Annotated in this window: 19 protein-coding genes; 7 read left to right on the top strand and 12 right to left on the bottom strand. The window is 70.5% G+C overall.

Translation table 11 applies throughout. The features are described from left to right. Both pssA and AC07OC_RS12160 read right to left on the bottom strand, forming a co-directional pair. Positions 1 to 627, bottom strand: a complete 627-nt coding sequence (pssA, locus tag AC07OC_RS12165; RefSeq protein ID WP_218296505.1) for a CDP-diacylglycerol--serine O-phosphatidyltransferase — start codon at positions 625 to 627, stop codon at positions 1 to 3. 42 nt (positions 628 to 669) lie between these two features. Beyond that, complete coding sequence (locus tag AC07OC_RS12160; RefSeq protein WP_218296504.1) at positions 670 to 1593, bottom strand: LysR family transcriptional regulator; 924 nt, start codon at positions 1591 to 1593, stop codon at positions 670 to 672. A gap of 113 nt (positions 1594 to 1706) precedes the next feature. Here AC07OC_RS12160 and AC07OC_RS12155 point away from each other — a divergent pair, with 113 nt between their 5' ends. Next, the gene (locus AC07OC_RS12155) at positions 1707 to 3644 is read left to right on the top strand and encodes an acyl-CoA synthetase (RefSeq protein ID WP_494601259.1); all 1938 of its coding nucleotides are present in this window, start codon (positions 1707 to 1709) and stop codon (positions 3642 to 3644) included. Positions 3645 to 3715: 71 nt separating this feature from the next. After that, the gene (locus AC07OC_RS12150; RefSeq protein WP_218296502.1) at positions 3716 to 4720 is read left to right on the top strand and encodes a Bug family tripartite tricarboxylate transporter substrate binding protein; all 1005 of its coding nucleotides are present in this window, start codon (positions 3716 to 3718) and stop codon (positions 4718 to 4720) included. A 280-nt stretch (positions 4721 to 5000) separates the two neighbouring features. Here AC07OC_RS12150 and AC07OC_RS12145 read toward each other — a convergent pair whose 3' ends face one another. The 8 genes from AC07OC_RS12145 to AC07OC_RS12110 form a co-directional block, all read right to left on the bottom strand. Next, positions 5001 to 6020, bottom strand: a complete 1020-nt coding sequence (locus tag AC07OC_RS12145) for a Bug family tripartite tricarboxylate transporter substrate binding protein (RefSeq protein ID WP_369641023.1) — start codon at positions 6018 to 6020, stop codon at positions 5001 to 5003. Positions 6021 to 6060: 40 nt separating this feature from the next. After that, a complete protein-coding gene (locus AC07OC_RS12140) occupies positions 6061 to 6576 on the bottom strand; it encodes a MaoC family dehydratase (protein ID WP_255590934.1) in 516 nt (171 codons plus the stop codon). A gap of 14 nt (positions 6577 to 6590) precedes the next feature. Beyond that, positions 6591 to 7781 carry a CaiB/BaiF CoA transferase family protein gene (locus AC07OC_RS12135; protein WP_494597692.1) on the bottom strand — a complete coding sequence of 397 codons (1191 nt, stop codon included), beginning with the start codon at positions 7779 to 7781 and terminating at the stop codon, positions 6591 to 6593. 39 nt (positions 7782 to 7820) lie between these two features. Beyond that, positions 7821 to 8609: a crotonase/enoyl-CoA hydratase family protein gene (locus AC07OC_RS12130; RefSeq protein WP_218339229.1), complete on the bottom strand. Its 789-nt coding sequence runs from the start codon at positions 8607 to 8609 to the stop codon at positions 7821 to 7823. A gap of 30 nt (positions 8610 to 8639) precedes the next feature. Then, positions 8640 to 9671 carry an acyl-CoA dehydrogenase family protein gene (locus AC07OC_RS12125; RefSeq protein ID WP_218339488.1) on the bottom strand — a complete coding sequence of 344 codons (1032 nt, stop codon included), beginning with the start codon at positions 9669 to 9671 and terminating at the stop codon, positions 8640 to 8642. Between the two features lie 136 nt (positions 9672 to 9807). After that, positions 9808 to 10965, bottom strand: coding sequence for an acyl-CoA dehydrogenase family protein (locus AC07OC_RS12120; protein WP_218339230.1), 1158 nt, complete (start codon positions 10963 to 10965; stop codon positions 9808 to 9810). Continuing rightward, positions 10962 to 12209 carry a CaiB/BaiF CoA transferase family protein gene (locus AC07OC_RS12115; protein WP_218339231.1) on the bottom strand — a complete coding sequence of 416 codons (1248 nt, stop codon included), beginning with the start codon at positions 12207 to 12209 and terminating at the stop codon, positions 10962 to 10964. Before AC07OC_RS12115 ends, AC07OC_RS12120 begins: the two co-directional genes overlap by 4 nt. Beyond that, on the bottom strand, positions 12206 to 13177 hold the full coding sequence (locus AC07OC_RS12110; protein WP_218296496.1) for a Bug family tripartite tricarboxylate transporter substrate binding protein: 972 nt from the start codon (positions 13175 to 13177) through the stop codon (positions 12206 to 12208). The genes AC07OC_RS12115 and AC07OC_RS12110 overlap by 4 nt, the downstream gene beginning before the upstream one ends. 128 nt (positions 13178 to 13305) lie before the next feature. Here AC07OC_RS12110 and AC07OC_RS12105 point away from each other — a divergent pair, with 128 nt between their 5' ends. Next, positions 13306 to 14235 carry a LysR family transcriptional regulator gene (locus AC07OC_RS12105; protein ID WP_218339232.1) on the top strand — a complete coding sequence of 310 codons (930 nt, stop codon included), beginning with the start codon at positions 13306 to 13308 and terminating at the stop codon, positions 14233 to 14235. 24 nt (positions 14236 to 14259) lie between these two features. On the opposite strand, the gene AC07OC_RS12100 is transcribed toward AC07OC_RS12105, so the two are convergent. Further along, complete coding sequence (locus AC07OC_RS12100; protein ID WP_218339233.1) at positions 14260 to 16335, bottom strand: acetoacetate--CoA ligase; 2076 nt, start codon at positions 16333 to 16335, stop codon at positions 14260 to 14262. Positions 16336 to 16441: 106 nt separating this feature from the next. Between AC07OC_RS12100 and AC07OC_RS12095 the strand changes: the two genes are divergently transcribed. The 4 genes from AC07OC_RS12095 to ubiM all read left to right on the top strand — a co-directional run bounded on the left by AC07OC_RS12095 (position 16442) and on the right by ubiM (position 20397). Continuing rightward, positions 16442 to 17047, top strand: coding sequence for a TetR/AcrR family transcriptional regulator (locus AC07OC_RS12095; protein ID WP_218296493.1), 606 nt, complete (start codon positions 16442 to 16444; stop codon positions 17045 to 17047). Between the two features lie 250 nt (positions 17048 to 17297). Next, positions 17298 to 18215 (top strand): alpha/beta fold hydrolase, encoded by a 918-nt coding sequence (locus tag AC07OC_RS12090; RefSeq protein ID WP_218296492.1) that lies wholly within the window; start codon positions 17298 to 17300, stop codon positions 18213 to 18215. Positions 18216 to 18446: 231 nt separating this feature from the next. Then, positions 18447 to 18878, top strand: coding sequence for a hypothetical protein (locus tag AC07OC_RS12085; protein WP_218296491.1), 432 nt, complete (start codon positions 18447 to 18449; stop codon positions 18876 to 18878). Positions 18879 to 19074: 196 nt separating this feature from the next. Further along, entirely contained in the window at positions 19075 to 20397 is a 1323-nt protein-coding gene (gene ubiM, locus AC07OC_RS12080; protein ID WP_494601256.1) for a 5-demethoxyubiquinol-8 5-hydroxylase UbiM, read from the top strand. A 102-nt stretch (positions 20398 to 20499) separates the two neighbouring features. On the opposite strand, the gene AC07OC_RS12075 is transcribed toward ubiM, so the two are convergent. Then, positions 20500 to 21312: a class I SAM-dependent methyltransferase gene (locus tag AC07OC_RS12075; RefSeq protein ID WP_370627743.1), complete on the bottom strand. Its 813-nt coding sequence runs from the start codon at positions 21310 to 21312 to the stop codon at positions 20500 to 20502. Positions 21313 to 21620: the final 308 nt, after the last annotated feature.

Here is a 21620-nt window from a genome sequence, read left to right as displayed (position 1 = left end):
TCAGAGCTTGGGAATGCGGATCCGGCTGATCATCAGCGAACCCGACAGCGCGAACAGCAGCACCAGCGGGTGCAGCGTGAAGCCGCCGATGAGCACCTTGCCGAACCACAGGCTCTCGCGCACCGCGCCCAGGTAGGCCGCCAGGGCCAGCAGGCCCACGAGCACGATGGAGGTGGGGATGGGCGTGCCCTCGAAGTACTTCACCTTGCCGTCGTCGCCCGAGAGGGTTTCGGCCGTGACGTTGTAGCGCGCCAGGCGCGAGACGCCGCAGGCCACGAAGTAGGCCAGCACGATGCGGTCGTACAGGCCCTGCATGCCACAGCCATAGGCGATGATGGCCGGAGCCACGCCGAACGAGATCACGTCGGCCAGCGAATCGAGCTCCCGGCCCATGGCCGAACTCTTCTGGCGCCAGCGCGCGATGCGGCCGTCCAGCACGTCGAAGATGAGCGCGGCCAGCACGAGGGCGGCGGCGAAATAGACGTGCACCACGGCGCCGGTTTCCAGGTAGGTCATCGACGAGAACAATGCGCCCACGCCGCAGACCGCGTTGCCCAGCGTGAACCAGTCGGCCAGGTGGAATTCGCGGATCATCGAGAAACGCTTGGGATGTCGGGGAGTGTTCATGTCAGGAGCTCCGGTCGCGCCATGGTGGATGAGAACGCCCCATTATGGGCGGCCAGGTGCCGGGCTTCTTGTAGGCACACCGCCCGCCCGCTCGAGGATGAAATCGATGAGCGTGCGCACCGAACTGGTCTGGTAGCGGTTGGGCATGTACAGGAGGAACATCTGCGTGCCAAAGACGCTCAGGCGGTAGTCGTCGAGCGCGGTGACGATGCGCCCCTCGCGCACCGGGTCCGCCACCACGTAGTCGGGCAGCAGGCCCACGCCCAGGCCCGCCAGGACCGCGTCGCGCAGGAAGGGAAAATGCTCGGACAGCAGGGTGGGCCGGGGCAGCACTTCCTCGCGCTGGCCGTCGGGCCGGTAGGCGGCCACGCGCAGCTCGCGCCCGATGAAGCCCGAGGTGAAGAGCGGCACCGTGGCCAGGTGCTCCAGGCGCGTGGGCAGGCCGTGCTCCTGCGCGTACGCGCGGGCGGCGCACACCACGTAGCGCACGGGCCCCAGGGCCCGCGACACCAGGGCCGGCGGCGGCTCGGTCATGATGCGGATGGCGATGTCCACGTCCTCGCGCACGAGGTCGCTCACGCGGTTCTCGAACATCACTTCGAGCACGATCCCCGGGTACAGACGCTTGAATTCGATGAGCCAGCCGGCCATGACCATCTGGCCGTAGCCCAGGGGCATGCTCAGCCCCACGCGCCCCTGCAGGCTCTGGCCCAGCGTGGCGATGGTTTCGCGCGCCGCCAGCATCTCGTTCATGATGCTGCGGCCGTGCTCGTACAGGCGCAGCCCGACCTCGGTGGGCTCCACGCGCCGCGTGGTGCGGCGCACCAGCTGCACGCCCACCGACTTCTCCAGCTGGTGCAGGTGGTAGCTCACGTTGGCGCGGCTCATCTTGAGCTTGCGCGCGGCCAGGCTGAGGTTGCCGGCGTCCAGGATCTCCACCAGCAGGGTCAGTGCCGAGAGGTCCACGTGGCGCGCTCCGCTTGTTTGTCAAAAATATTCATACAGAGTGTCAATCCTTCATGTGATTGTCAAGAAATCCTGTCGGCACAACAATCCCGGGTCTGCCCGCACTTCCGTCCATGACCGCTCCCGCACTCCATCCGCCCTTTGCCCGCACCGCCACCACCCTCCGCGGCCTGCGGGATGTCGAACAGCTGGAAGCCACGCCCCTGGCCGAGGCGCTGCCGGTGCGAAGCACCTATGAAATCCTGCGCAATGCCGCCCATGCGTTCGGCGGCAAGACCGCGCTGACCTTCCTGCCCACGGCCGATCCGGCGGACGCGCCCATCCGCTGGTCGTACGCGCAGCTGCTGGCCGGCATCCACCAGACGGCCAACCTGCTGCACACACTGGGCGTGGGCCCCCGGGACGCCGTGGCCGTGCTGCTGCCCGGCTGCCTGGAATACCACCTGGCCCTGTGGGGCGGCGAGGCGGCGGGCATCGTGCAGCCCCTGAACCCCATGCTCACCGACGAGAAGCTCGCGGCCATGATGGCGCTGGCGGGCGCCAAGGTGCTGATCGCCTACGGCGCGGAAGGCGACGCGGGCTACTGGAGCAAGGCCCTGCGCCTGCGCAGCCAGGTGCCCACGCTCGCCACCGTGCTGCGCGTGGCCCCGCACGATGAGGCGCCCGGCGCCGCCGGCGCGCTGCCCGAGGGCGTGGTGGACTTCGCGGCGCGCCTGCGCCAGCCCGCCGGCCAGCTGGTGAGCGGCCGGCGCATCGCGCCCGGCGACATCGCAGCGTACTTTCACACCGGCGGCACCACGGGCGCGCCCAAGATCGCGCGCCACAGCCATGGCGCGCAGGTGTTCACCGCCTGGGCCAGCGTGCAGATGCAGGGCATCACGCCGCAGGACGTGGGCATCAACGGCTACCCGCTGTTCCATGTGGCGGGCGTGCTGCCCGGTTCGCTCGCGGCGCTCTCGGCGGGGGTGGAGACCATCATCCCGACGGCGGGCCTGTTCCGCAACCGCGAGGTCATCGCCAGCTACTGGCGGCTGGTCGAGCGCCACCGCTGCACCTACCTGTCGGCCGTGCCCACGGTGCTGGCCGCGCTGGCCAACGTGCCGCTCGATGGCGCGGACATCTCGTCGCTGCGCTACTGCCGCACGGGCGCGGCCATCCTCGCGCCGGAGCTGGCGGCGCGCTTTGAGCGCCTGTTCGGCCTGCATGTGCACGAAAGCCTGGGCATGACGGAGATGGCGGGCATCTCCACCATCACGCCACCGGGCGTGCACGCGCCCGCCGGCTGCGTGGGCTGGCGCCTGCCGTACGCGCGGCTGCGCATCGTGGCGCTGGACGCGCACGGCAACGCGTCCGGCCAGGACATGCCGCCTGGGCAGCCGGGCATGGTGCTGTTCCAGTCGCCCAACCTGTTCTCGGGGTTTCTGGATGCGGCGGACACGGCCAAGGCCTTCACGGCCGACGGCTGGCTGGCCACCGGAGACCTGGGTTTCGTGGACGCCGAAGGGCGCCTGCACCTGAGCGGCCGCTCCAAGGACCTCATCATCCGCAGCGGCCACAACATCGACCCCAAGGTGATCGAGGACGCGCTGGGCGCCCACCCCGCCGTGCAGCTCGCCGCCGCCGTGGGCGCGCCCGACGCCTATGCGGGCGAGCTGCCCGTGGCCTTTGCCACGCTGGTGCCCGGCGCGCAGGCGACCGAGGCCGAGCTGCTCGCCTTCACCGCAGAGCACGTGGACGAGGCGGTGGCCCGCCCGCGCTGGGTGCGGGTCCTGGGCACCATGCCCGTGACCAACGTGGGCAAGATCTACAAGCCCGCGCTGCGCCTGCAGGCCGCCTGCCACACGGTGCAGGCGCTGGCCGACGGCGTGTGGGCCGAGACCCCCGGCCTCCCCCGCCCCCAGGTGCAGCCCGAAGGCGAGAGCGCCGTGCGCGTGACCCTGGAGCCCGGCCCGGGCGCGGCCGCGCTGCAGGCCCGGCTGCGCGAGGTGCTCGCGCCCCTGCCGCTTGCCGTCACCATCGCCCCGGCGCCAGGAAGCCCCCAGCCCGCCTGAACGAGCCCCGGCCCGCCACCGCGCAGGGCCGGGCCAGCCTGATTTGCAATACCCATGACAGGAGACGATACATGCCCCACCACCCCCCGTCGATGACCCGCCGCCACTGGCTGGGCGCCGCCGCGCTGGCCGCCGCCGCCGCGTGCACCGGCCCCGCCGCCCTGGCGCAGGCCTACCCCAGCAAGCCCATCAAGGTGGTCGTGCCCTTTGCCGCAGGCGGCGCCACCGACGTGCTCGCGCGCGTGCTGGCCGAGAAGATGGCCGCGGGCCTGGGCCAGCCCATGGTCATCGACAACAAGCCCGGCGCGGCCGGCATCATCGGCACCGACGCGGTGGCCAAGGCCGCGCCCGACGGCTACACGCTGCTGCTGGCCTTGAGCAACTCCATGCTCACCAACCAGTTCCTGTACACCAAGCTGCCCTACAGCCCCGAGCGCGACATCGCGCCCATCTACCAGATCGCCATCGCGCCGCTGGTGCTGGTGGCCCACCCCGGCGTACCCGTGGCCACGGGCCCCGAGCTGCTCAAGTACGTGGTGGCGAACAAGGGCAAGGTGGCCTACGGCTCCTACGGCACGGGCGCCTACCCGCATCTGGCCGGCGCCTACATGAGCCTCACGCAGAACGCCGACATGAGCCACGTGGCCTACCGCGGCGAGGCGCCCATGGTGCAGGACCTGCTGGGCGGCCAGATCCAGATCGCGTTCGCCAGCGCGCTGCAGGCCAAGCCGCACATCGACGCGGGCAAGCTCAAGGCCATCGGCGTGAGCGGCGAGCGCCGCATGGGCGCGCTGCCGGGCGTGCCCACGCTGGCCGAACAGGGCCTGAACGACGAGGCCTACCGCGTGGCGGGCTGGCTGGCCTTTGGCGCACCGGCCGGCACGCCAGCACCCATCCTGGAGCGCATTGCCGCCGAGGTGCGCAAGGCCACGCAGTTGCCCGACGTGGCGCAGCGCATCGCGGCCATGGGGTTCGATGTGCAGAACAGCTCGCCCGCGCTGTTCACGGCCGCGATCGCCAAGGAGCGGCCGGTGTGGGAGCGATTGATCAAGGCCTCGGGCGCGAAGCTTGACTGACCCCCTGAGCGGCTGCCAGAAACAGCTGCTCTTCGTCATGTCCAGGCCTGCGCAAGCAGGCTTGGAGCCGCAGCCCGCAGCCCCTGAAGGGGGCCGTCGCCAGCGCGGCGGGGCGGCCCTGGCATGGCGCCGCGCCGGTCACAACAGGTGGCAGGAAGCAAAAAAAGGCCCGCGAGGGCCTTTGAGGCCAAAATGAGCCCCAGCGCCTGTCCATCAAGCGCAAGCAGCTATCATTTTTGAAGCAATTTCGCGCCGCCCAGGTGCAGGGGCTCCACCGCGTTCAATCGAGGGTCACGCCGGTCGATTTCACCACCCCGGCCCAGCGCTGGAGTTCCTTGCCGACATAGGCGCGGTACTCTTCGGGCGTGGAGCCCAGCGGCTCGGCGCCCTGCACCGCCAGCCTGGCACGCACCTCATCGCTTTGCAGCGCCTTGTTGATCTCGGCGTTGAGGCGCTGCACCAGCGCCGCCGGCGTCCTGGCGGGCACCATCACGCCCTGCCAGGCGCCCGCCTCAAAACCGGGCATCACGGTTTCCCCCAGCGTGGGCACGTCGGGGTACAGGGACATGCGCCTGGCGGTGGTGACCGCCAGCAGCTTCAGGCGCCTGTCCTTCACGAAAGGCATCACGGAATTGATGGTGTCCGTCATGAACTGGATCTGCCCCGCCACGAGGTCGACATCCGCGGGGGCGCTGCCCCGGTAGGACACGTGCGTGGCCTCGATGCCCAGGCTCCTGGTGAACTGGAAAGCCGCCAGGTGGGTCACATTGCCATTGCCTGCCGAGCCATAGGAGAGCTTGCCCGGGTTGGCCTTGGCGTAGTCGACGAACTCGCGCACATTGTTGACGGGAAGGCTCGGGTGCACGACCAGGGCCAGCGGCACCACGGCGGTGAGGGCCACGGGCGCCAGGTCTTTCTGCACGTCATAGCTCAGGTTCTTGTAGAGCGCCGGGCTCAGGGTGATGGACGAGGTGTTGTAGAGCAGCGTGTACCCGTCACCCGCCGCCTTGCTGACCTGGGTGCCGCCGATGTTGCCGTTGGCGCCGGGCTTGTTGTCCACGATCACGGACTGCCCCATCTGCTCCGTCAGCTTCTGCGCCAGCACGCGCGCCACCTGGTCGGTGGGCCCGCCTGGCGGAAAGGGCACCACCAGGGTGATCGGTTTGGAAGGGTAGGCCTGCGCATGCGCCAAGCCCATGGGGGCGATGGCCGCCACGCCGGCCGCGCAGCCGAGCATGGCCAGGCATACACGCCGGACGCCGCTGGGTCGCGAAGACGTGCGGGAAGTGCTTTTTTTCATGGTGCTTGTCTCCTGGGTGGTTGTAGTTGGGGAAATCGGTTCACGAACGCCCGGCGAGCAAGCGGGTGGCCGTGTAGGTCATGACCGGTACCCCCTGCTGGTTGAAGACGTCGATGCGCGAGGTCACGACCGCGCGGCCACTCCTGGAGGTGGGCCGGATCTCCGTCACCTCCACCACCGCCTCGATGGTGTCGCCCACCCGCACGGGCGCGAGGATCTTCTGGTGCAGCTCCAGCATCGCAAGGCCCGTGCCCTGGATCATGGTCTGCAGGATGAAGCCCTCGATGAGCGCATAGGTCAGCGCCCCCGGCACGGGCCGCCCCGCCATGGCGCCGCCCTCGTAGCCGTCTTCGATGAAGATCGCCTCCAGCATGCCGGTCACGCCGATGAAGCTGACCAGGTCCGTCTCGGTGACCGTGCGCCGGAAGGTGCGAAAGCGTTGTCCCACGCTCAGGTCCTGCCACACGAACCCCTGTCCGAGGCGCGGCAAATGGCGGTCCACGCCAGCGGGGGCGGCAGGGCGGAGGGTGTCCGCAGAAGGCGTCTGGGGGATCATGGAAGGCGTCCTTGTCAAGAAGAGGGGCCCACGGCTGCGCGGGTGCCCAGCAGTGCCTGGATCTGTGCGCCGCCGAGCCCGGCCTGGGCCAGCAGCGTCTCGGTGTGTTCGCCCAGCCGGGGGGGCATGGCGATGGCGGGGCGCTGCCCGTCAAAGCGCACCGGCACGCCCGGAAAGCGCACCTCGCCCAGGGCGGGGTCGGAGAGGGTTTCGAAGAAATCCGTGGCCACGAGGTGTGGATCCAGGGGCAGGTCCTGCAGCCTGGCCACGGGCGCGGCGGGGATTTCCAGCCGCTCGCACACCGCGATCCAGTGGGCCGTGGTGTGGCGCCCGGTGAAGCCCGACGCAAGCTCCAGCAGTTCGGCGATGTGCCGCGTGCGGCTGGCGATGTCGGCGAAGCGCGCATCGCGCGCCAGGTCCGGGGCACCCACTTCGGTGAAGAAGCGCTGCCAGTGCAGGTTGGTGTACGGCATCATGGCCACCGCCCCGTCGGCCGTGCGGTAGGGCCGGCGCCAGGGGGCCAGCACACGCGGGTAGCCCGGTGGGGACAGCGGCGGCTCGAAGTGCTGGCCGTAGTAGTGCTCGACCAGGTTGAAACCCACCATGGACTCGAACATGGGGATTTCCACGAAGGCCCCCCGGCCCGTGCGCTCGCGCTGCCACAGCGCGGCCAGGATGGCATGCGCGGCCACATGGGCACAGGTCTTGTCGGCGGCGATGGTGGGCAGGTAGCGCATTTCCCCGCCCTGCCGTTCCATCAGGTCGGCGAGCCCCGACATGCCCTGGATCACGTCGTCATACGCGGGTTTGCCGGCATAGGGGCCAGGCAAGAAGCCCACCAGGCTGGCGTACACCAGGCGCGGAAAACGCTCGCGCAGCGCCTCGGGCGCGAGGCCCAGGGCCGCCAGCTTCTGCGGCCGCATGCTGTGCATCAGCACATCGGCCGTGGCGATCAGTGCGCCCAGCGCTTCCTGCGCACTGGCCTGCTTGAGGTCCAGCGCCACGCTCTTCTTGCTGCGGTTGGCGCCCAGGAACATCGCCGCCATGCCCGCCTCCCGGGCGGGGCCGGTATGGCGCGTCGAGTCGCCCTCGGGCGGTTCGATCTTGATCACCTCGGCACCGTAGTCGGCCAGGACCTGGCTGGCCAGGGGGCCGAAGATCACGCTGGACAGATCCAGCACGCGAAGGCCTTGCAAAGGCGTCATCTCACATCCTTCCGGAGGCGGTTGGGGGGACGCGGTGCCTCACTGGAACTTCGGCGCGCGTTTTTCAATGAAGGCGGTCACCGCTTCCCGGTGGTCTGCCGTCTTGTGCGCGATGGCCTGGTAGCCCGCCGAAGTCTCCAGCAGCGAGGCCAGCGAGGCGTGTTCGCCCTCGCGCAGCAGGCGTTTTGTCATCCGCATCACGGCGCCGGGGTTGGCCGCGATCCTGGCGGCCAGCGCCCGCGCGGCGGGCAGCAACTGGTCCGCCGCCACCACGCGACTCACCAGGCCGCAGGCCAACGCCTCCTGCGCGCCGATGGCCTCGCCGGTGAACGCCATCTCGGACGCCTTGGCCCTGCCGACCGCGCGCGGCAGCAGCCAGGCACCACCGTCGCCGGGCACGATGCCCACGCGCACAAAACTCTCGGCGAAGGTGGCCGCCTCGCTGGCGATGCGGATGTCGCACATGCAGGCCAGGTCCAGCCCCGCGCCGATGGCCGGGCCGTTGACGGCGCAGATCACGGGAACATCGAGCTGGTACAGCGCCTGGGGGATGCGCTGGATGCCCTGGCGGTACTCCTCGCGGATCAGGTCGGGCGTGAACGCGTCATCAAAGAAACGCTTCATGTCCTTGACGTTGCCGCCCGAGCTGAAGATGGGGCCCGCGCCCGTGAGAATCAGCACCTTGACGCCGGCATCCCGGCGCACGTCCTCGCACAGCTGCACGAACTCGTCCACCGCGGTGTTGCCGGTGAGCGCGTTGCGCGTTTCGGGCTGGTTCATGGTGGCGGTGAGGATGCCGCCGTCGCGTTCAATGGTCAGAAAGGCCATGGCAAATGTCTCCAGTCAGCGAAGTGGCACTCAGGCCGGGAATTCGACGTCGGTGATGCGGCGCACCAGATCGAGCGTGATGCCGCTGTGCTGCAGCAGCGCCTCGCCGGCCACGGTGTGCCAGTACCCCTCGCTGCCGGCCGTCTGGCGCCAGGCATGCAGGCGCCGGGTGAAGAGCTGCAGGTCATGCTCCTCGGTGAAGCCGATGGCGCCGTGGATGGCGTGGGCGGCTTCCGACACGGCCAGCGCGGCCTCGCTGCAGCGCGCCTTGGCGGTCGCCACGCGCAGGCGGTGGGGCTGGATGCCCACGCCGCCGCTGCAGCCGAGCTGCGCGGCCATGCGCGCGGCAAACACGTGTTCGCTCATCACGGCCAGCTGGTGCTGGACGGCCTGGAACTTGCCGATGGGGCGGCCGAATTGCTGGCGTTCGTTGGCGTACCGCAGGGTGCGCTGGAACACGCTGCTGAGGGCGCCGGCCATCTGCGCGGCCACCACCGCGGCCTGCAGGGTGCGCACATCCAGCGCGGCATCCACGCCCACCGTGGGGGCGGCATCGCACTGCGCGGCCGACCAGGTCAGCGCCGCGTCCAGCGCCAGTGCATGCGCACGGGCGTGGGCGCCGTCGACGGGAAGCAGGTGCCAGGCGCCGCCGGCCTGCACCAGCACCGCATCGGCCACCTGGCCGCCGCGCACCAGCGCGCAGTGCAGACCGCCGCCGGCGCCACGCTGGCCGCGTGCCAGGGCGATGCTGCCCTGCGGGCGCACCAGCCCTGCCTGGGCCAGCAAGGCCCGCGCCACCATGGTCTCGGCCAGGGGCAGCGGCAGTGCGTGGGCACCGCATTGCTCCAGCACGCCAAAGGCCTGGTCCAGTTCCAGGCCCGCCCCCCCCTCTTCTTCGCCCAGCAGGGCGTCGGCCAGGCCGGTGGATTCCAGCTGCTCCCACAGGCCCCGCGCGGCATCCGCCGCGCGCCCGCCGCACTCGATGGCGCGCACCACGGCGGGGGTGCACCGGTCCGCCAGCACGTCGTGCGCGGCATCGGCGAACAGGTCGTTGTCATTCATGCTCATGTCGGTCATCCATTGCGTTGCACACACTGCCCCCCGGCCCCTGGCCGAAGCGCGGCCCGGTCGGAGGCGCCAGGCACGGTCCCCACGCAGCGCGCGCGAGAGAGATGCCGCGCAGCAGCCCAGGGGTGTCTCATCTCAAGCCCAGGCCGCGGGCGATCATTCCGCGCAGGATGTCGCGCGTGCCGCCGCGCAGCGAGAAGGAGGGCGAGGCCTCGGTCACGTACTTGAGCGTCATCAGGAGCTCCACGGGCACGTCCTCGGCCTCGCGCGCGAACAGGTCCTCGGCAATGGCCGCTGGAATCATCTGCTCGAGGGTGGTTCCAAGCTCCTTCACCAGCGCCGCCTCGACGATGGGGCTCGCGCCCTGCGTGAGTTTTTCCTGCACCGACACGGACATGGCGCGCAGCGGCGCCAGCTGCGTGAGCACCTTGCCCGCCAGCCGCACGGCCGAGTCGGTGCGTCCCTGGGGCGTGCGCACGTAGCCGAGCCACTGGTCGAACAGCACGATGGAGGAGAACAGGCGCTCGGGCCCGCTGCGCTCGAACGCCAGCTCCGCCGTGACCTGCTCCCAGCCCTGGCCCTCGGCGCCAATGAGCGCATCCGGCCCCAGCTGCACGTTGTCGAAGAACACCTCGCAAAAATGGCTGTCGCCCGAGAGGTCTTCGATGGGGCGCACCGTGACCCCCGGCAGCGACAGGTCCACGATGACCTGCGACAGGCCCTGGTGGCGGTCCTCGGAGGTGCCCGAGGTGCGTACCAGCGCGATCATGTACTGGCAGTGGTGGGCGTTGGTGGTCCAGATCTTCTGGCCGTTGAGCACAAAGCCTTGCGCATTGGGCACGGCGCGCGTCTTCACGCTGGCCAGGTCCGAACCCGCGTTGGGTTCGCTCATGCCGATGCAGAAGAACGCCTCGCCCTTGCACACGCGCGGAATGTAGAACTGCTTTTGCGCCTCGGTGCCGTACTTCAGGATCAGGGGCGCGCTCTGGCGATCGGCGATCCAGTGCGAACCCACGGGAGCGCCGCAGGCCAGGTATTCCTCCACCAGCACGTAGCGCGTGAACGCGCTGCGCCCGCCCCCGCCGTACGCCCTGGGCAGCGTGATGCCGATCCAGCCCTTGTCCCCCAGCCGGCGGCTCAGAGCGGTGCTGTAGCCGCCCCAGGAGCGCGCGCGGATGTGCGCGGGCAGGTCGGCAATGGCCTCCTGCAGGAAGGCGCGCACCTCGGCGCGCAGTGCCTCGTCTTCAGCGGGAATGCGCGTGAGCGCCAGTGAATCCAGGGTGCTCATCCCAAAACTCCGTCGTCCTTGTAGGCCTGCAATTGCGCGGGCGAAAAACCCAGGTAGCGGGCCAGCACCTCGTCGGTGTGCTGGCCCAGCTGCGGGGGCGTGTGGCGGTAAGTGACGGGCGTGTCCGACAGGCGGATGGGGCTGGCCACCAGCGGCACCTCGCCCGCCTGCGGGTGCGGCATCGCGATCCGCAGGCCCCGGGCCTGGACCTGTGGGTCCTCGAACACGTCGCGCACGGTGTTGATGGGGCCGCAGGGCACGGCGTGCCGCTCCAGCAGAGCGATCCAGTCGCGCGTGGTGCGCGCCACCGTGGCGGCGCGGATGCGGCCGACCAGTTCCTCCCGGTGGGCCAGGCGGCCGGCGTTGCACACGAAGCGTTCGTCCTGCGCCCAATCCGGTTCGCCGATGGCATGGCAAAAGCGTGCAAACTGTCCGTCGTTGCCAATGGCCAGGATCATGTGGCCGTCCTGCGTGGGGAAGTCCTGGTAGGGCACGGTGTTCGGGTGCGCATTGCCCATGCGCTGCGGCACCTTGTCGCCGTACAGGTAATTCATGCCCTGGTTGGCCAGGCAGGCCACGCCCACGTCGAGCAGCGCCAGGTCGATGTGCTGGCCCCGGCCCGTGTGCTCGCGCGCCTGCAGCGCAGCGAGGATGGCCGTGCTCGCATACAGCCCGGTGAGGATGTCGGTGAGCGCCACGCCCACCTTCATGGGACCGCCGCCGGGTGCCCCGTCGGGGTGGCCGCTGATGCTCATGAGCCCACCCATGCCCTGGATCAGGAAGTCGTAGCCCGCGCGGTGCGCGTAGGGGCCGTCCTGGCCAAAGCCGGTCACGGAGCAGTACACCAGGCGCGGGTTCAGCGCGCTCAGGCTCGCATGGTCGAGCCCGTACTGCGCCAGGCCGCCGGTCTTGAAATTCTCGATGAGCACGTCGCACCGCGCCGCGAGCTCGCGCACGATCCGCTGACCCTCGGGCCGGGTGAAGTCCACCGTCACCGACTGCTTGTTGCGGTTGGTGCACATGTAATAGGCCGACTCGCCGGTGGGCCGGCCCGCCGCGTCCGTCACATGGGGAGGGCCCCAGGCGCGGGTGTCGTCGCCGGTGCCCGGGCGCTCGACCTTGATCACTTCGGCCCCCAGGTCGCCCAGGGTCTGCGCGGCCCAGGGTCCGGCCAGCACGCGGGACAGATCGAGCACCTTCACATGCTGCAGCGCACCCGGCTGCGCGGCGGGAGCAGCGCTCATTGCAGCGGCACCTTGGCCTGGGTGACGATGCGCTTCCACAGCACGATCTCGTTTTTCTGGAACTCGTGCATCTGCGCGGGCCCACCGGTCATGGCGGTGGCTCCGATGCGCTCGTAGAAGGCACGGGTCTCGTCCATCCTGGAGATGGCGGTGAACAGCTCGGCCAGCCGGGCGGTTTCGGCGGCGGGGGTCTGGGCGCTGACCATGGCGCCCACCCACGTGTAGGCCTCGAAGCCCGGCAGGCCCGCTTCCGTGGCGGTGGGCACGTCCGGCGCCGCGGCCACGCGCTTGTCGGACGCCACGGCCAGCACCTTCACGCGGCCGCCCTTGGCTAGCTCCTGCACGGCGGTCACCTCGGCGAAGGTGTAGTCGACGGTGCCCGAGGCCACGGCCGTCATGGTCTCGCCGGCGCCCTTGAAGGGCACGTGCACGGTGTGGATGCCCGCCGTGTCGTTGAGCAACTCGCCCATGAGCTGGTAGCCGGCCGAGCCCGCGCCGAAGTTCACCTTGCCCGGGCTGGCCTTGGCATAGGCGATCAGGCCCTTGAGGTCGCTGTACGCCGCCTTGGGCATGGCCGCGATCATGGCGGGCGAACGCATCATCATGGTCAGCGGCGAGAAGTCCTTCACCGGGTCGTACGGCAGCTCCTTGAACAGCGCGGCGTTCACCGCCAGCGTGGAGTTGCTGCCGATGAAGACGGTGTAGCCGTCGGCCGGCGCCGACAGCACTTGCTTGACGGCGATGAAGCCGTTGGCGCCGGGCTTGTTTTCCACCACCACGGCCTGGCCCGTGAGGTCCTGCAGCTTGCGCGCGAAGTAGCGCGCCGAGGTGTCGGTGCCGCTGCCGGGGCCGAAGGGCACGACGAACTTGATGGTTTTGGCAGGGAATGCCTGGGCTTGCACGGCGGGGGCCAGGGCCGTGGCGGCAAGCGCCAGCAGCGCGCCGGCCACGGTTCTACGGGATTGCATCACGGTGTCTCCTTCATGGAATTTTTTTGATCGTCAGGCCCTGCCCAGGCCTGCAGGCGAATGTAGGCAGCGGGCACCCATGCTGTCTAATATTAAAAATTCACAAACCGATATTTGTTTGGTATCCCATGAACCTGCGCCAGCTGCGCCAATTCGTCACCCTGGCGGAAACCGGCAACTTCCACCGCACCGCCGAGCTGCTGCACATGGCCCAGCCGCCGCTGTCGGTGTCCGTGCGCAAACTGGAGGAGGAACTGGGCAGCCGCCTGTTCGAGCGCCACAGCACTGGCGTGCGCCTGACGGCCGAGGGCCAGGCCATGCTGCCCGAGGCGCACCTGGCGCTGTTTCATGCGGAGCGCTGCCGCCAGGCCGTGGCGGACGCGCGCGAGGGGCTGGGCGGCCTGCTGCGCCTGGGCATCATCGGATCGGCCACCTATGCCCTGCTGCCGGAGCTGATCCCGTCCGTGCGGGCGCGCTACCCGCAGATCGAGCTGGAGCTGTCGGAGGCCACATCGACCGAAATCCTCGACGGGCTGCTGGCGCGCCGCTTCGACGTGGGATTCGTTCGCTACCCGGTTCTGCACCCCGAGCCGTTCGAGCTCCTGCCCATGGACCGCGACGATTTCGTGCTCGCCGTGTCCGCGCACGGCCCGCTGGCGAAGCGCGACGCGATCGCGCTCTCGGAAGCGGCGGGCGAGCCCTTCATCATGTACCCGCAGGACAAAGTGCCCGGGCTGTCCGCCCTGGCGCTTCTGCGCTGCCAGCTGTCGGGCTTTTCACCCCGCGTGGCACAGGAGGCCATGCAGGTGCAGACCATCATGAGCCTGGTGGCCGCGGGCCTGGGCGTGGGACTGGTGGCCGGCGTCGCGCGGCTGGTGGTGCCGCCCGGCGTGAAGTGCCTGGCGCTCACCGACAACCCGCCGGGCTTCAAGGTGGGCATCGCGCTCGCGCGGCGCGCGGGAGAGGCCAGCCGGCTCGTGGAGCGCTTCATCGAGCATGCGATGGGCTTTTCCAGCGTGCCCCGACCCGGCCCGGATATGGATCAAACCGGGCTGTAGCGTACAGCCCGCAAGCGCGGGCAGCTATGTATTTTGCACTTCTGCCGCGCGCTCGGCGGCAAACGCCACATACCAGTCCAGGCAGCCCGGGTTGGCCATGGCGTCCTTGTTCACCACCTTTTCGATGGGCTGGCCCAGCAGCAGTTTCTTGATGGGCAGCTCCTGTTTCTTGCCGCTCAAGGTGCGCGGCACCTCGGCCACCGCGAAGACGTCGTCGGGCACGAAACGCGGGCTCAGCGCCGTGCGCACCGCGCCGTTGATGCGGGCGCGCAGGGCCTCGTCCAGCGCGTGGCCGGGGCGCAGCACCACGAACAGCGGCATGTAGCTTTCGCGGCCCAGGTATTCCAGGTCCACCACCAGGCTGTCGAGCACCTCGGGCAGGGCTTCGACGGCGCTGTAGATCTCGCTCGTGCCCATGCGCAGGCCATGGCGGTTGATCGTGGCGTCGCTGCGGCCGTAGATGACACAGCCGCCGTTGGCGCCGATCTTGAGCCAATCGCCGTGGCGCCACACCGCGCCCATGCGCGCGGGGCCATCGCCGCCGCCGGGCTGGCGGCCGTGGCCAGGCGGGTACATGTCGAAGTAGCTCGACAGGTAGCGTGAACCGTCCTTGTCCCCCCACAGGTACAGCGGCATCGACGGGATGGGCTGCGCGCACACCAGCTCGCCCACCTCGTCCATCACCGGCACGCCCTCGGCATTCCAGGACTCCACGGCCGCGCCCAGCATGCGGCATTGCATCTCGCCGGGCACCTGGGGCATCTCGCGGTTGCCGCCGATGAAGGCGCCGCAAAAGTCGGTGCCGCCCGAGATGTTGTTCCACCAGATGTCGTGCGTGCCCAGGGCCTCGAACTGCGCCGTGCCCCATTCCTGCACCTCGGGCGACAGCGGCGAGCCGGTGGTACCCAAGGCGCGGATGCGCGTGAGGTCGCCGTATTCGGCCAGCGTGATGCCCGCCTTCATGCAGTTGGCAAAAAACGCCGCGCCCGCGCCGAAGAAGGTCACGCCCGTCTCGGCCGCGAAGCGCCACAGCACGCCCCAGTCGGGGTGGTCCTTGCTGCCGCCGGGGTTGCCGTCGTAGATCACGCAGGTGGTGCCCGACAGCAGGCCCGAGAGCTGTGCGTTCCACATCACCCAGCCCGTGGAGCTGTACCAGTGGTAGCGCTCGCCGAAGCTGTTGGGCTCGTAGCTGCAGCCGATGTCGTTGTGCAGCACCTTGAGCTGCAGCGCCACCAGCACCGTGCCGCCGTGGCCGTGCACGATGGGCTTGGGCAGGCCCGTGGTACCGCTGGAATACACGATCCACAGCGGGTGGTCGAACGGCAGCCACATCGGCTCGAAAGCTTCAGTTGCAGCATCATTTCGGGCTGTAGCGCTCGTCCAGCTTGCGTAACAAGCTATCGAAACAGAAGCATCCAGATTGCCCAGCAACACCGCGTGCCGCACGCTGGGCAGCGCCGCGCGCAGCTCGGCCAGCACGCCGGTGCGGTCGTGGTCGCGCCCGCCGTAGGTCACGCCGTCCACGCCGATCAGCACCTTGGGTTCGATCTGGCGGAACCGGTCGAGCACCGCATGGGTGCCCATGTCGGGCGCGCAGATGCTCCACACGCCGCCGACGCTCACCGTGGCGAGGAAGGCCACCATCGCCTCGGGCACGTTGGGCAGGTAGGCGGCCACGCGGTCGCCCGGCTCCACGCCCTGGGCCTTCAGGTGCAACGCCAGCGACGCGACCTGGCGGCGCAGCTCGGGCCAGCTCATTTCGCGGTGGTGGCCCTTTTCGTTGCGGCTGATGATGGCCGGCAGGCCAGCGGCATGCGCCGCATCCACATGCCGCAGCGCCTGCCGCGCGTAGTTGACCTGGGCGCCCGGGAACCACAACGCGCCGGGCATGGTGTTCTGGCCCAGCACGGCGGTGTGCGGCGTGGGCGACTCCAGCTTGAAGTAGTCCCACACGCTTTGCCAGAAGGCATCGAGCTCGGTGGTGGACCAGCGCCACAGGGCGTCGTAGCTGTCGAACTGCAGTCCGCGCTGGTCGCGCAGCCAGTCCTGGTACAGGCGGATCTGGGGAATGAAAGGCGGGGTGTTGTGTGTTGTCTCCATGGCGACGCAGCGTACCAGCGGCACGGGGCGCAGGCCAGCCATCCCCGTCACCCGCTTGACAGCAGGGGGAATTCCGCATTTCGCACAATCGTGCTAAATTAGCGCCATGGATGCAAAGACCCAGAAATCGGAACTCACCCGCGCGGCCATCGTGGGCGCGGCGCTGGACCTGGCCGCGGCCGAGGGGCTGGAGTCGATCACCCTGCAGGCGGTGGCCGACCGCGTGGGCCTGTCCAAGAGTGGCGTCTTCTCGCGCGCCGGCTCGCGCGAGGCGCTGCAGAAGGCGGTGATCGAGGAGTTTGGCCGCCGCTTCCTGGCCGATGTGTTCGTGCCCGCCATGCAGCACCCCAAGGGCCTGCCGCGCCTCAACGAGATCGTGCGCCGCTGGATTGCCCGCACGCGCGACGTGGAGGCCTTCACCGGCTGCATCTATACGGCGGGCGCCTTCGAGCTGGACGACCGCGACGGCGAGCTGCGCGACCTGCTGCACGCCGAGATCACCCGCTGGCGCGCGGCCCTGCGCCGCACGGTGATCCAGTCCATCGAGGCCGGGCACCTGCCCCCCGACACCCCGCCCGACCAGCTGGTGGGCGAGATCTATGCGATGGCCATGGGCCTGTTGCACGACGTTCGCTTCCTGCGCGATCCGCAGGCAGTGCAGCGCACCGAGGCGTCCTGGGCGCGCCTCGTCAAGAGTTATCAGACCGCCTGATCCTCCCCCTCCGCTTGTTCTTGCGCGATGGATGCCTCTTGTTTTTCTTTGCCCCAATTTCGCACAACCGTGCGAAGAAAGGAACCACCATGCTGATCATCTTGGGTATCGCCGCCATCGTGGCCGCGGCGGGCGCCGTCCGGGCGCTGCGCCAGACACTCGCCCGCCTTCCGCGCAGCAACCGGGACTGGATCTTCTACTGACCGTCCACCGCGTCCGCCCCCCATTCCCTCCCTTTCCGGAGCCCCCCATGAACGCCTCCCCTTCCTCCTCCACCGCCCTGCAGGCCACGTCCAGCTTCTACGGCGAACACCCCGGCATGCGCCTGCTGCGCGTGGCGCTGGGCACCACCGAGCGCCTGTGGCCCGCGCTGGCCGTGCGCGCGGCCTACCGCCTTTTCGGCACGCCCCTGCCCCTGCGCAAACCGGGCCGCAGCGCCGTGCCGCCCGGCCACTGGCGCACGGAACGCTGGCCGTTCGAAGACGCCGAGATCACGCTTTACCTGCCCCAGGCCCAGCCGCACGGCCCCACGGTGCTGCTGCTGCACGGCTGGGGCGGCCACGCGCGCCAGATGCTGCCGCTGGCCGGCGCCCTGGCCGCGCGGGGCCTGCGCCCGGTGCTGGTGGACCTGCCCGCGCACGGCGGCAGTCGGGGCCGCGTGAGCAACCTGCCGCAGTTCGCGCGCGCCATCGAATACGCCACCGCCCGCCTGCATGCGCAGGATTCGGCGCCCAGCGCCGTGGTAGCCCATTCGCTCGCGGCCAACGCGGCGGCCCATGCGGCCAGCCGGGGCCTGGCCACCGGGCGGCTGGTGCTGCTGGCGCCGCCCGCGTCGCCCCACGAATACACGCGCCTGTTCGCGCAGGTGTTCGGCCTGTCGGAGCGCACGCGCGCTTCCATGCAGCGGCGCATCGAGGCGCGCGAGGGCATCCTGATGCGCCAGTTCGAGCCCCCGGCCGTGGGTCCGCGCATCGCGCTGCCCACCCTGGTGGTGCACGACCGGGGCGACCGCATCAACCGCTTTGCCGATGGCGAGGCCTACCGCGACCACATTCCTGGCGCCACGCTGCTGGCCACCGAAGGGCTGGGCCACCGCAAGATCCTGCAGCAGGATGGCGTGCTGGCGGCCGTGGCCGATTTCGTGGCGGGCCCGGGCCATCCACGCTGACGGGCCCGGGAGCCAGGGGGCCCGGCGGGGGGCCGCGCGGCGCAGCGGGCGGTGCGGGGTGGCTCGGCGCTCCGCCGCGCGGTGTCGCCAACAGTTACAGCCGCAAGGCGAACAGGACGCGGCCAGCGCCTATCATCCGCAGTCGTGCGTGCCCCCAGGGCCGCTCTTGCCGATGATTCACCGGTGTGCTGCCTGCCACCGGTGGCCCCACGCCGCTACCTGTTGTCTCCGATGCACGCTCTCCTGTCCGCCTGGCCCGCCCTGGCCCTGCTGTTGCCCGCGCTGGTGCTGGTGTCGGCCTTCTATTTCCTGGCCAAGGGCGACCGCCGCGCGTTCTCGCACCTGCTGGCCCTGCTGGCGTGTTTCCTGATCGGCGCGCTGCTGATGGAGTTCTTCATCTTCATGGCGGCGCGCATGGCCCGTTCGGGCAGCCGCGAGGCCGTGCTGGGCGCCGGCACCCGCCAGCTGCTGGAAACCATGGCCAATCCGCGCTCCATCACCGCCCCGCCCCTGTCGCTGGCGGCCGTGGCGGCCTACAGCGTGCTGGCGTCGTACCTGTGGCTGCTGGTCACCTGGGGCCTGCACCTGCGCGGCAAGCCTGCCGGCGGCGCCGGAAAGAAGAAAGCGGCCAAGCGCCCGCCGCGCAAGCCGGCCCGGGCCTGATCCACGGGCCTTGGGGTCTTTGGGGCCCCTAGCGCTGGATACATCAGCGCCGACAGCTATATATTTAATAGCATATCCTGCGCGCACACTTGACGCAGGGCAACCCCCGGCGCGCGGAGCGCATCCACAATGGCAGGCGATCCCCTCCGGTCGCGGGGGTGCGTACCAGGCTGTCCACCTCCTGCCTTTTCCTGCCATGACTTCCTCCTTCTCCTCCTCCCACAGCGATGTCCTCATCGTCGGCGCGGGGCCCGCGGGCCTGTCGCTGGCCATTTCCCTGGCCCACGCCGGTTTCACGGCCACGGTGGTCGAGCAGCAGCCCCAGGCCGCGCTGGCCGCCCCCGCGCCCGACGGCCGCGAGATCGCGCTGACCCACCCCAGCCGCGCCACGCTCCAGCGGCTGGGCACCTGGGCGCAACTGGCGCCGCACGAGACCGGCGCCATCCGCGAGGCCCAGGTGCATGACGGGCCGCTCGGCCAGCGCAGCGCGCTGCAGCTCGACGCCCAGCGCTCGGGCCACGGGGCGCTGGGCTTCATCGTCCCCAACCACGCGCTGCGCCGCACCGCCTATGCGGTGGCCGCGCAAACGCCCGGCGTGCGCATCGTCACCGGCGCCCAGGTGACGCGCGTGGCCACCCTGGCCACGCATGCCGAGCTGGAGTACCGCCTGCTTGCCCCCACAGACACGGCCCCGGACGCGGAGGCCCCTTCACCCCAGCGCCTGCAGGCGCCCTTGCTGGTCGCGGCGGACAGCCGCTTCTCGGCCACGCGGCGCCAGCTGGGCATTGGCGCGCGCATGGCGGACTTCGGCCGCACCGTGATCGTCTGCCGCATGCGCCATGCCCGGCCCCATGGCTGCGTGGCGCACGAGTGTTTCGGCTACGAACGCACGCTGGCCATCCTGCCCCTGCCGGATGCGGTGGATGCCGCAGACGCGGCCGACACGGCCGGCAGCCCGCACCTGTGCTCGGTCGTGGTCACCGCAGGCGCTGCGGATGCCGCCACGCTGATGGCGTTGCCCGCCGACGCCTTTGCCGCCCAGGTGCGGGCGCAGTTCGACAACCGCCTGGGGCCCATGCAGCTCGACGGAGAACGCCACGCCTACCCGCTGGTGGCCGTGTACGCGGATCGCTTTGCCTCCCACCGCTGCGCGCTGCTGGGCGACGCGGCCGTGGGCATGCACCCGGTGACGGCCCACGGCTACAACCTGGGCCTGGCCGGCGTGGAGCGCCTGACCGCCGCCCTGCTGGCCGCGCGCGGCCAGGGCCGCGATATCGGAGACAGCGCAATCCTGTCCGGCTATGGACGCGCACACCACCACCACGCATGGCCGATCTACGAAGGCACGAACGCCATCGTGCGGCTGTACACCGATGCCCGCCCCCTGCCCCGCCTGCTGCGCCAGCTGGTGCTGCAGGGCGCCCGGCGCCTGCCACCGCTGCAGGCGGCCATCGTGGGGCAGCTCACCGGCAAGCCGCCCGCGTGGACCGAGCTGCTGGGGCGCCTGGCACGGCAGTGACACGTCCGCCCCCGGCCAGCCCGCCGGCCGCCACCGGGTGCCGCCCCCTTTCCACGCGCGAAAGGGAAGAAGTGGCAGCGCCCGCGCCCACGCCACGGGCGCTCAGGGGGTGGTGACTTCCAGCTCCACCATGCCGTACAGCGGCGCGCCCAGCCAGGGCCACCACAGGGTCTCCAGCGCCAGGCCCGCCCAGCCATAGCATTCCGCCACGCTGTGCGCGTGCCGCAGCGCCAGGCGCGGGTGCGCGGCGGACAGGTCGGCCAGGCGTGCCAGGCCCCAGCGGAACTCGGCCCCCGTGGGTCCCACGCTCGCGTGCCGGCCGGCCGTGCCCACGGCCCGGTGGGTGAGCACGTCCAGCACCAGGCGCGAGCCCGGGGGCGCGCACTGCGCGAACTCGTGCAGCACCGCCTGCACCTGGCCTGGCTCCAGGTACATGAGCACGCCCTCGCACACCACCAGCACGGGCGCCGCTGCCGCCCCGCTCCCCGCCGCGCGCGGCGGCAGGCCCAGCCGGTGCCACCAGCCGGGCTGGGTGATGTCCGCCTCGGCCAGCCGTGTGCGCGGGCACCGCGCGGGCAGCAGTTGCCGTCGCAGCGCCATCACCTCGGGCAGGTCGGCGTCGAGCCAGTGGTTGGCGCCGGTGTCCAGCCACTGGAAATGGTGCGACAGGCCGCAGCCCAGGTTCACGCCCTGGCCCCCGGGGTGCCTGAGGAAGAAGCCCTGCGCGGTGTCCCGGATGATCCGGGTGCGCCACAGCACGTTCAGCACGGTGGGCAGGTCGTTGAGGTAGGGCTCCACATCGGTGCCCAGCCGCTCCAGCAGCCCGGCGGCCACCGCATCGCCGCAGGCCAGCCAGGGAAAGTAATGGTTGCCCCGCGCCCGCGCCGCCAGCGGGATGAGCAGGGTGCTGGGCACGGCGGGCAAGGGCGCGTGCCGCAGCGGGGCCGGTGCCGCGGCGCTGCGTGGCGCGGGCGCCCGCCCGGCGGATGCCCGGGGACGGCGTCGGCTTCGGTGCGGCTGCAGCGGCAAGATCGTCTCCTCCTGTGGTCGCAGGGGCGCCCCGTTTGGCGGAATGGATGGACGGGGTCAGGCAGTACGGCGGCCACGCGCACAGGCTGCTGGCCGCCACGGGAGACTGCGGCGACGGACTGGGGCCGCCGGGAAGTCTGCGAACGCCATTGTGGTCCGAACCCGGTCCGGTGTGCCCATTTCGCAGGGCCGCG

Source organism: Acidovorax sp. GW821-FHT10E04 (genome assembly GCF_059415185.1).
This window is presented reverse-complemented; position numbering and strand designations above follow the sequence as displayed.

Bases quoted from the DNA above. Each gene is read 5' to 3' on its own strand.
- pssA (WP_218296505.1), bottom strand. From the start codon at position 627: ATGAACACTCCCCGACATCCCAAGCGTTTCTCGATGATCCGCGAATTC.
- AC07OC_RS12155 (WP_494601259.1), top strand. From the start codon at position 1,707: ATGACCGCTCCCGCACTCCATCCGCCCTTTGCCCGCACCGCCACCACC.
- AC07OC_RS12150 (WP_218296502.1), top strand. From the start codon at position 3,716: ATGCCCCACCACCCCCCGTCGATGACCCGCCGCCACTGGCTGGGCGCC.
- AC07OC_RS12145 (WP_369641023.1), bottom strand. From the start codon at position 6,020: ATGAAAAAAAGCACTTCCCGCACGTCTTCGCGACCCAGCGGCGTCCGG.
- AC07OC_RS12140 (WP_255590934.1), bottom strand. From the start codon at position 6,576: ATGATCCCCCAGACGCCTTCTGCGGACACCCTCCGCCCTGCCGCCCCC.
- AC07OC_RS12135 (WP_494597692.1), bottom strand. From the start codon at position 7,781: ATGACGCCTTTGCAAGGCCTTCGCGTGCTGGATCTGTCCAGCGTGATC.
- AC07OC_RS12130 (WP_218339229.1), bottom strand. From the start codon at position 8,609: ATGGCCTTTCTGACCATTGAACGCGACGGCGGCATCCTCACCGCCACC.
- AC07OC_RS12125 (WP_218339488.1), bottom strand. From the start codon at position 9,671: ATGAATGACAACGACCTGTTCGCCGATGCCGCGCACGACGTGCTGGCG.
- AC07OC_RS12120 (WP_218339230.1), bottom strand. From the start codon at position 10,965: ATGAGCACCCTGGATTCACTGGCGCTCACGCGCATTCCCGCTGAAGAC.
- AC07OC_RS12115 (WP_218339231.1), bottom strand. From the start codon at position 12,209: ATGAGCGCTGCTCCCGCCGCGCAGCCGGGTGCGCTGCAGCATGTGAAG.
- AC07OC_RS12110 (WP_218296496.1), bottom strand. From the start codon at position 13,177: ATGCAATCCCGTAGAACCGTGGCCGGCGCGCTGCTGGCGCTTGCCGCC.
- AC07OC_RS12105 (WP_218339232.1), top strand. From the start codon at position 13,306: ATGAACCTGCGCCAGCTGCGCCAATTCGTCACCCTGGCGGAAACCGGC.
- AC07OC_RS12100 (WP_218339233.1), bottom strand. From the start codon at position 16,335: ATGGAGACAACACACAACACCCCGCCTTTCATTCCCCAGATCCGCCTG.
- AC07OC_RS12095 (WP_218296493.1), top strand. From the start codon at position 16,442: ATGGATGCAAAGACCCAGAAATCGGAACTCACCCGCGCGGCCATCGTG.
- AC07OC_RS12090 (WP_218296492.1), top strand. From the start codon at position 17,298: ATGAACGCCTCCCCTTCCTCCTCCACCGCCCTGCAGGCCACGTCCAGC.
- AC07OC_RS12085 (WP_218296491.1), top strand. From the start codon at position 18,447: ATGCACGCTCTCCTGTCCGCCTGGCCCGCCCTGGCCCTGCTGTTGCCC.
- ubiM (WP_494601256.1), top strand. From the start codon at position 19,075: ATGACTTCCTCCTTCTCCTCCTCCCACAGCGATGTCCTCATCGTCGGC.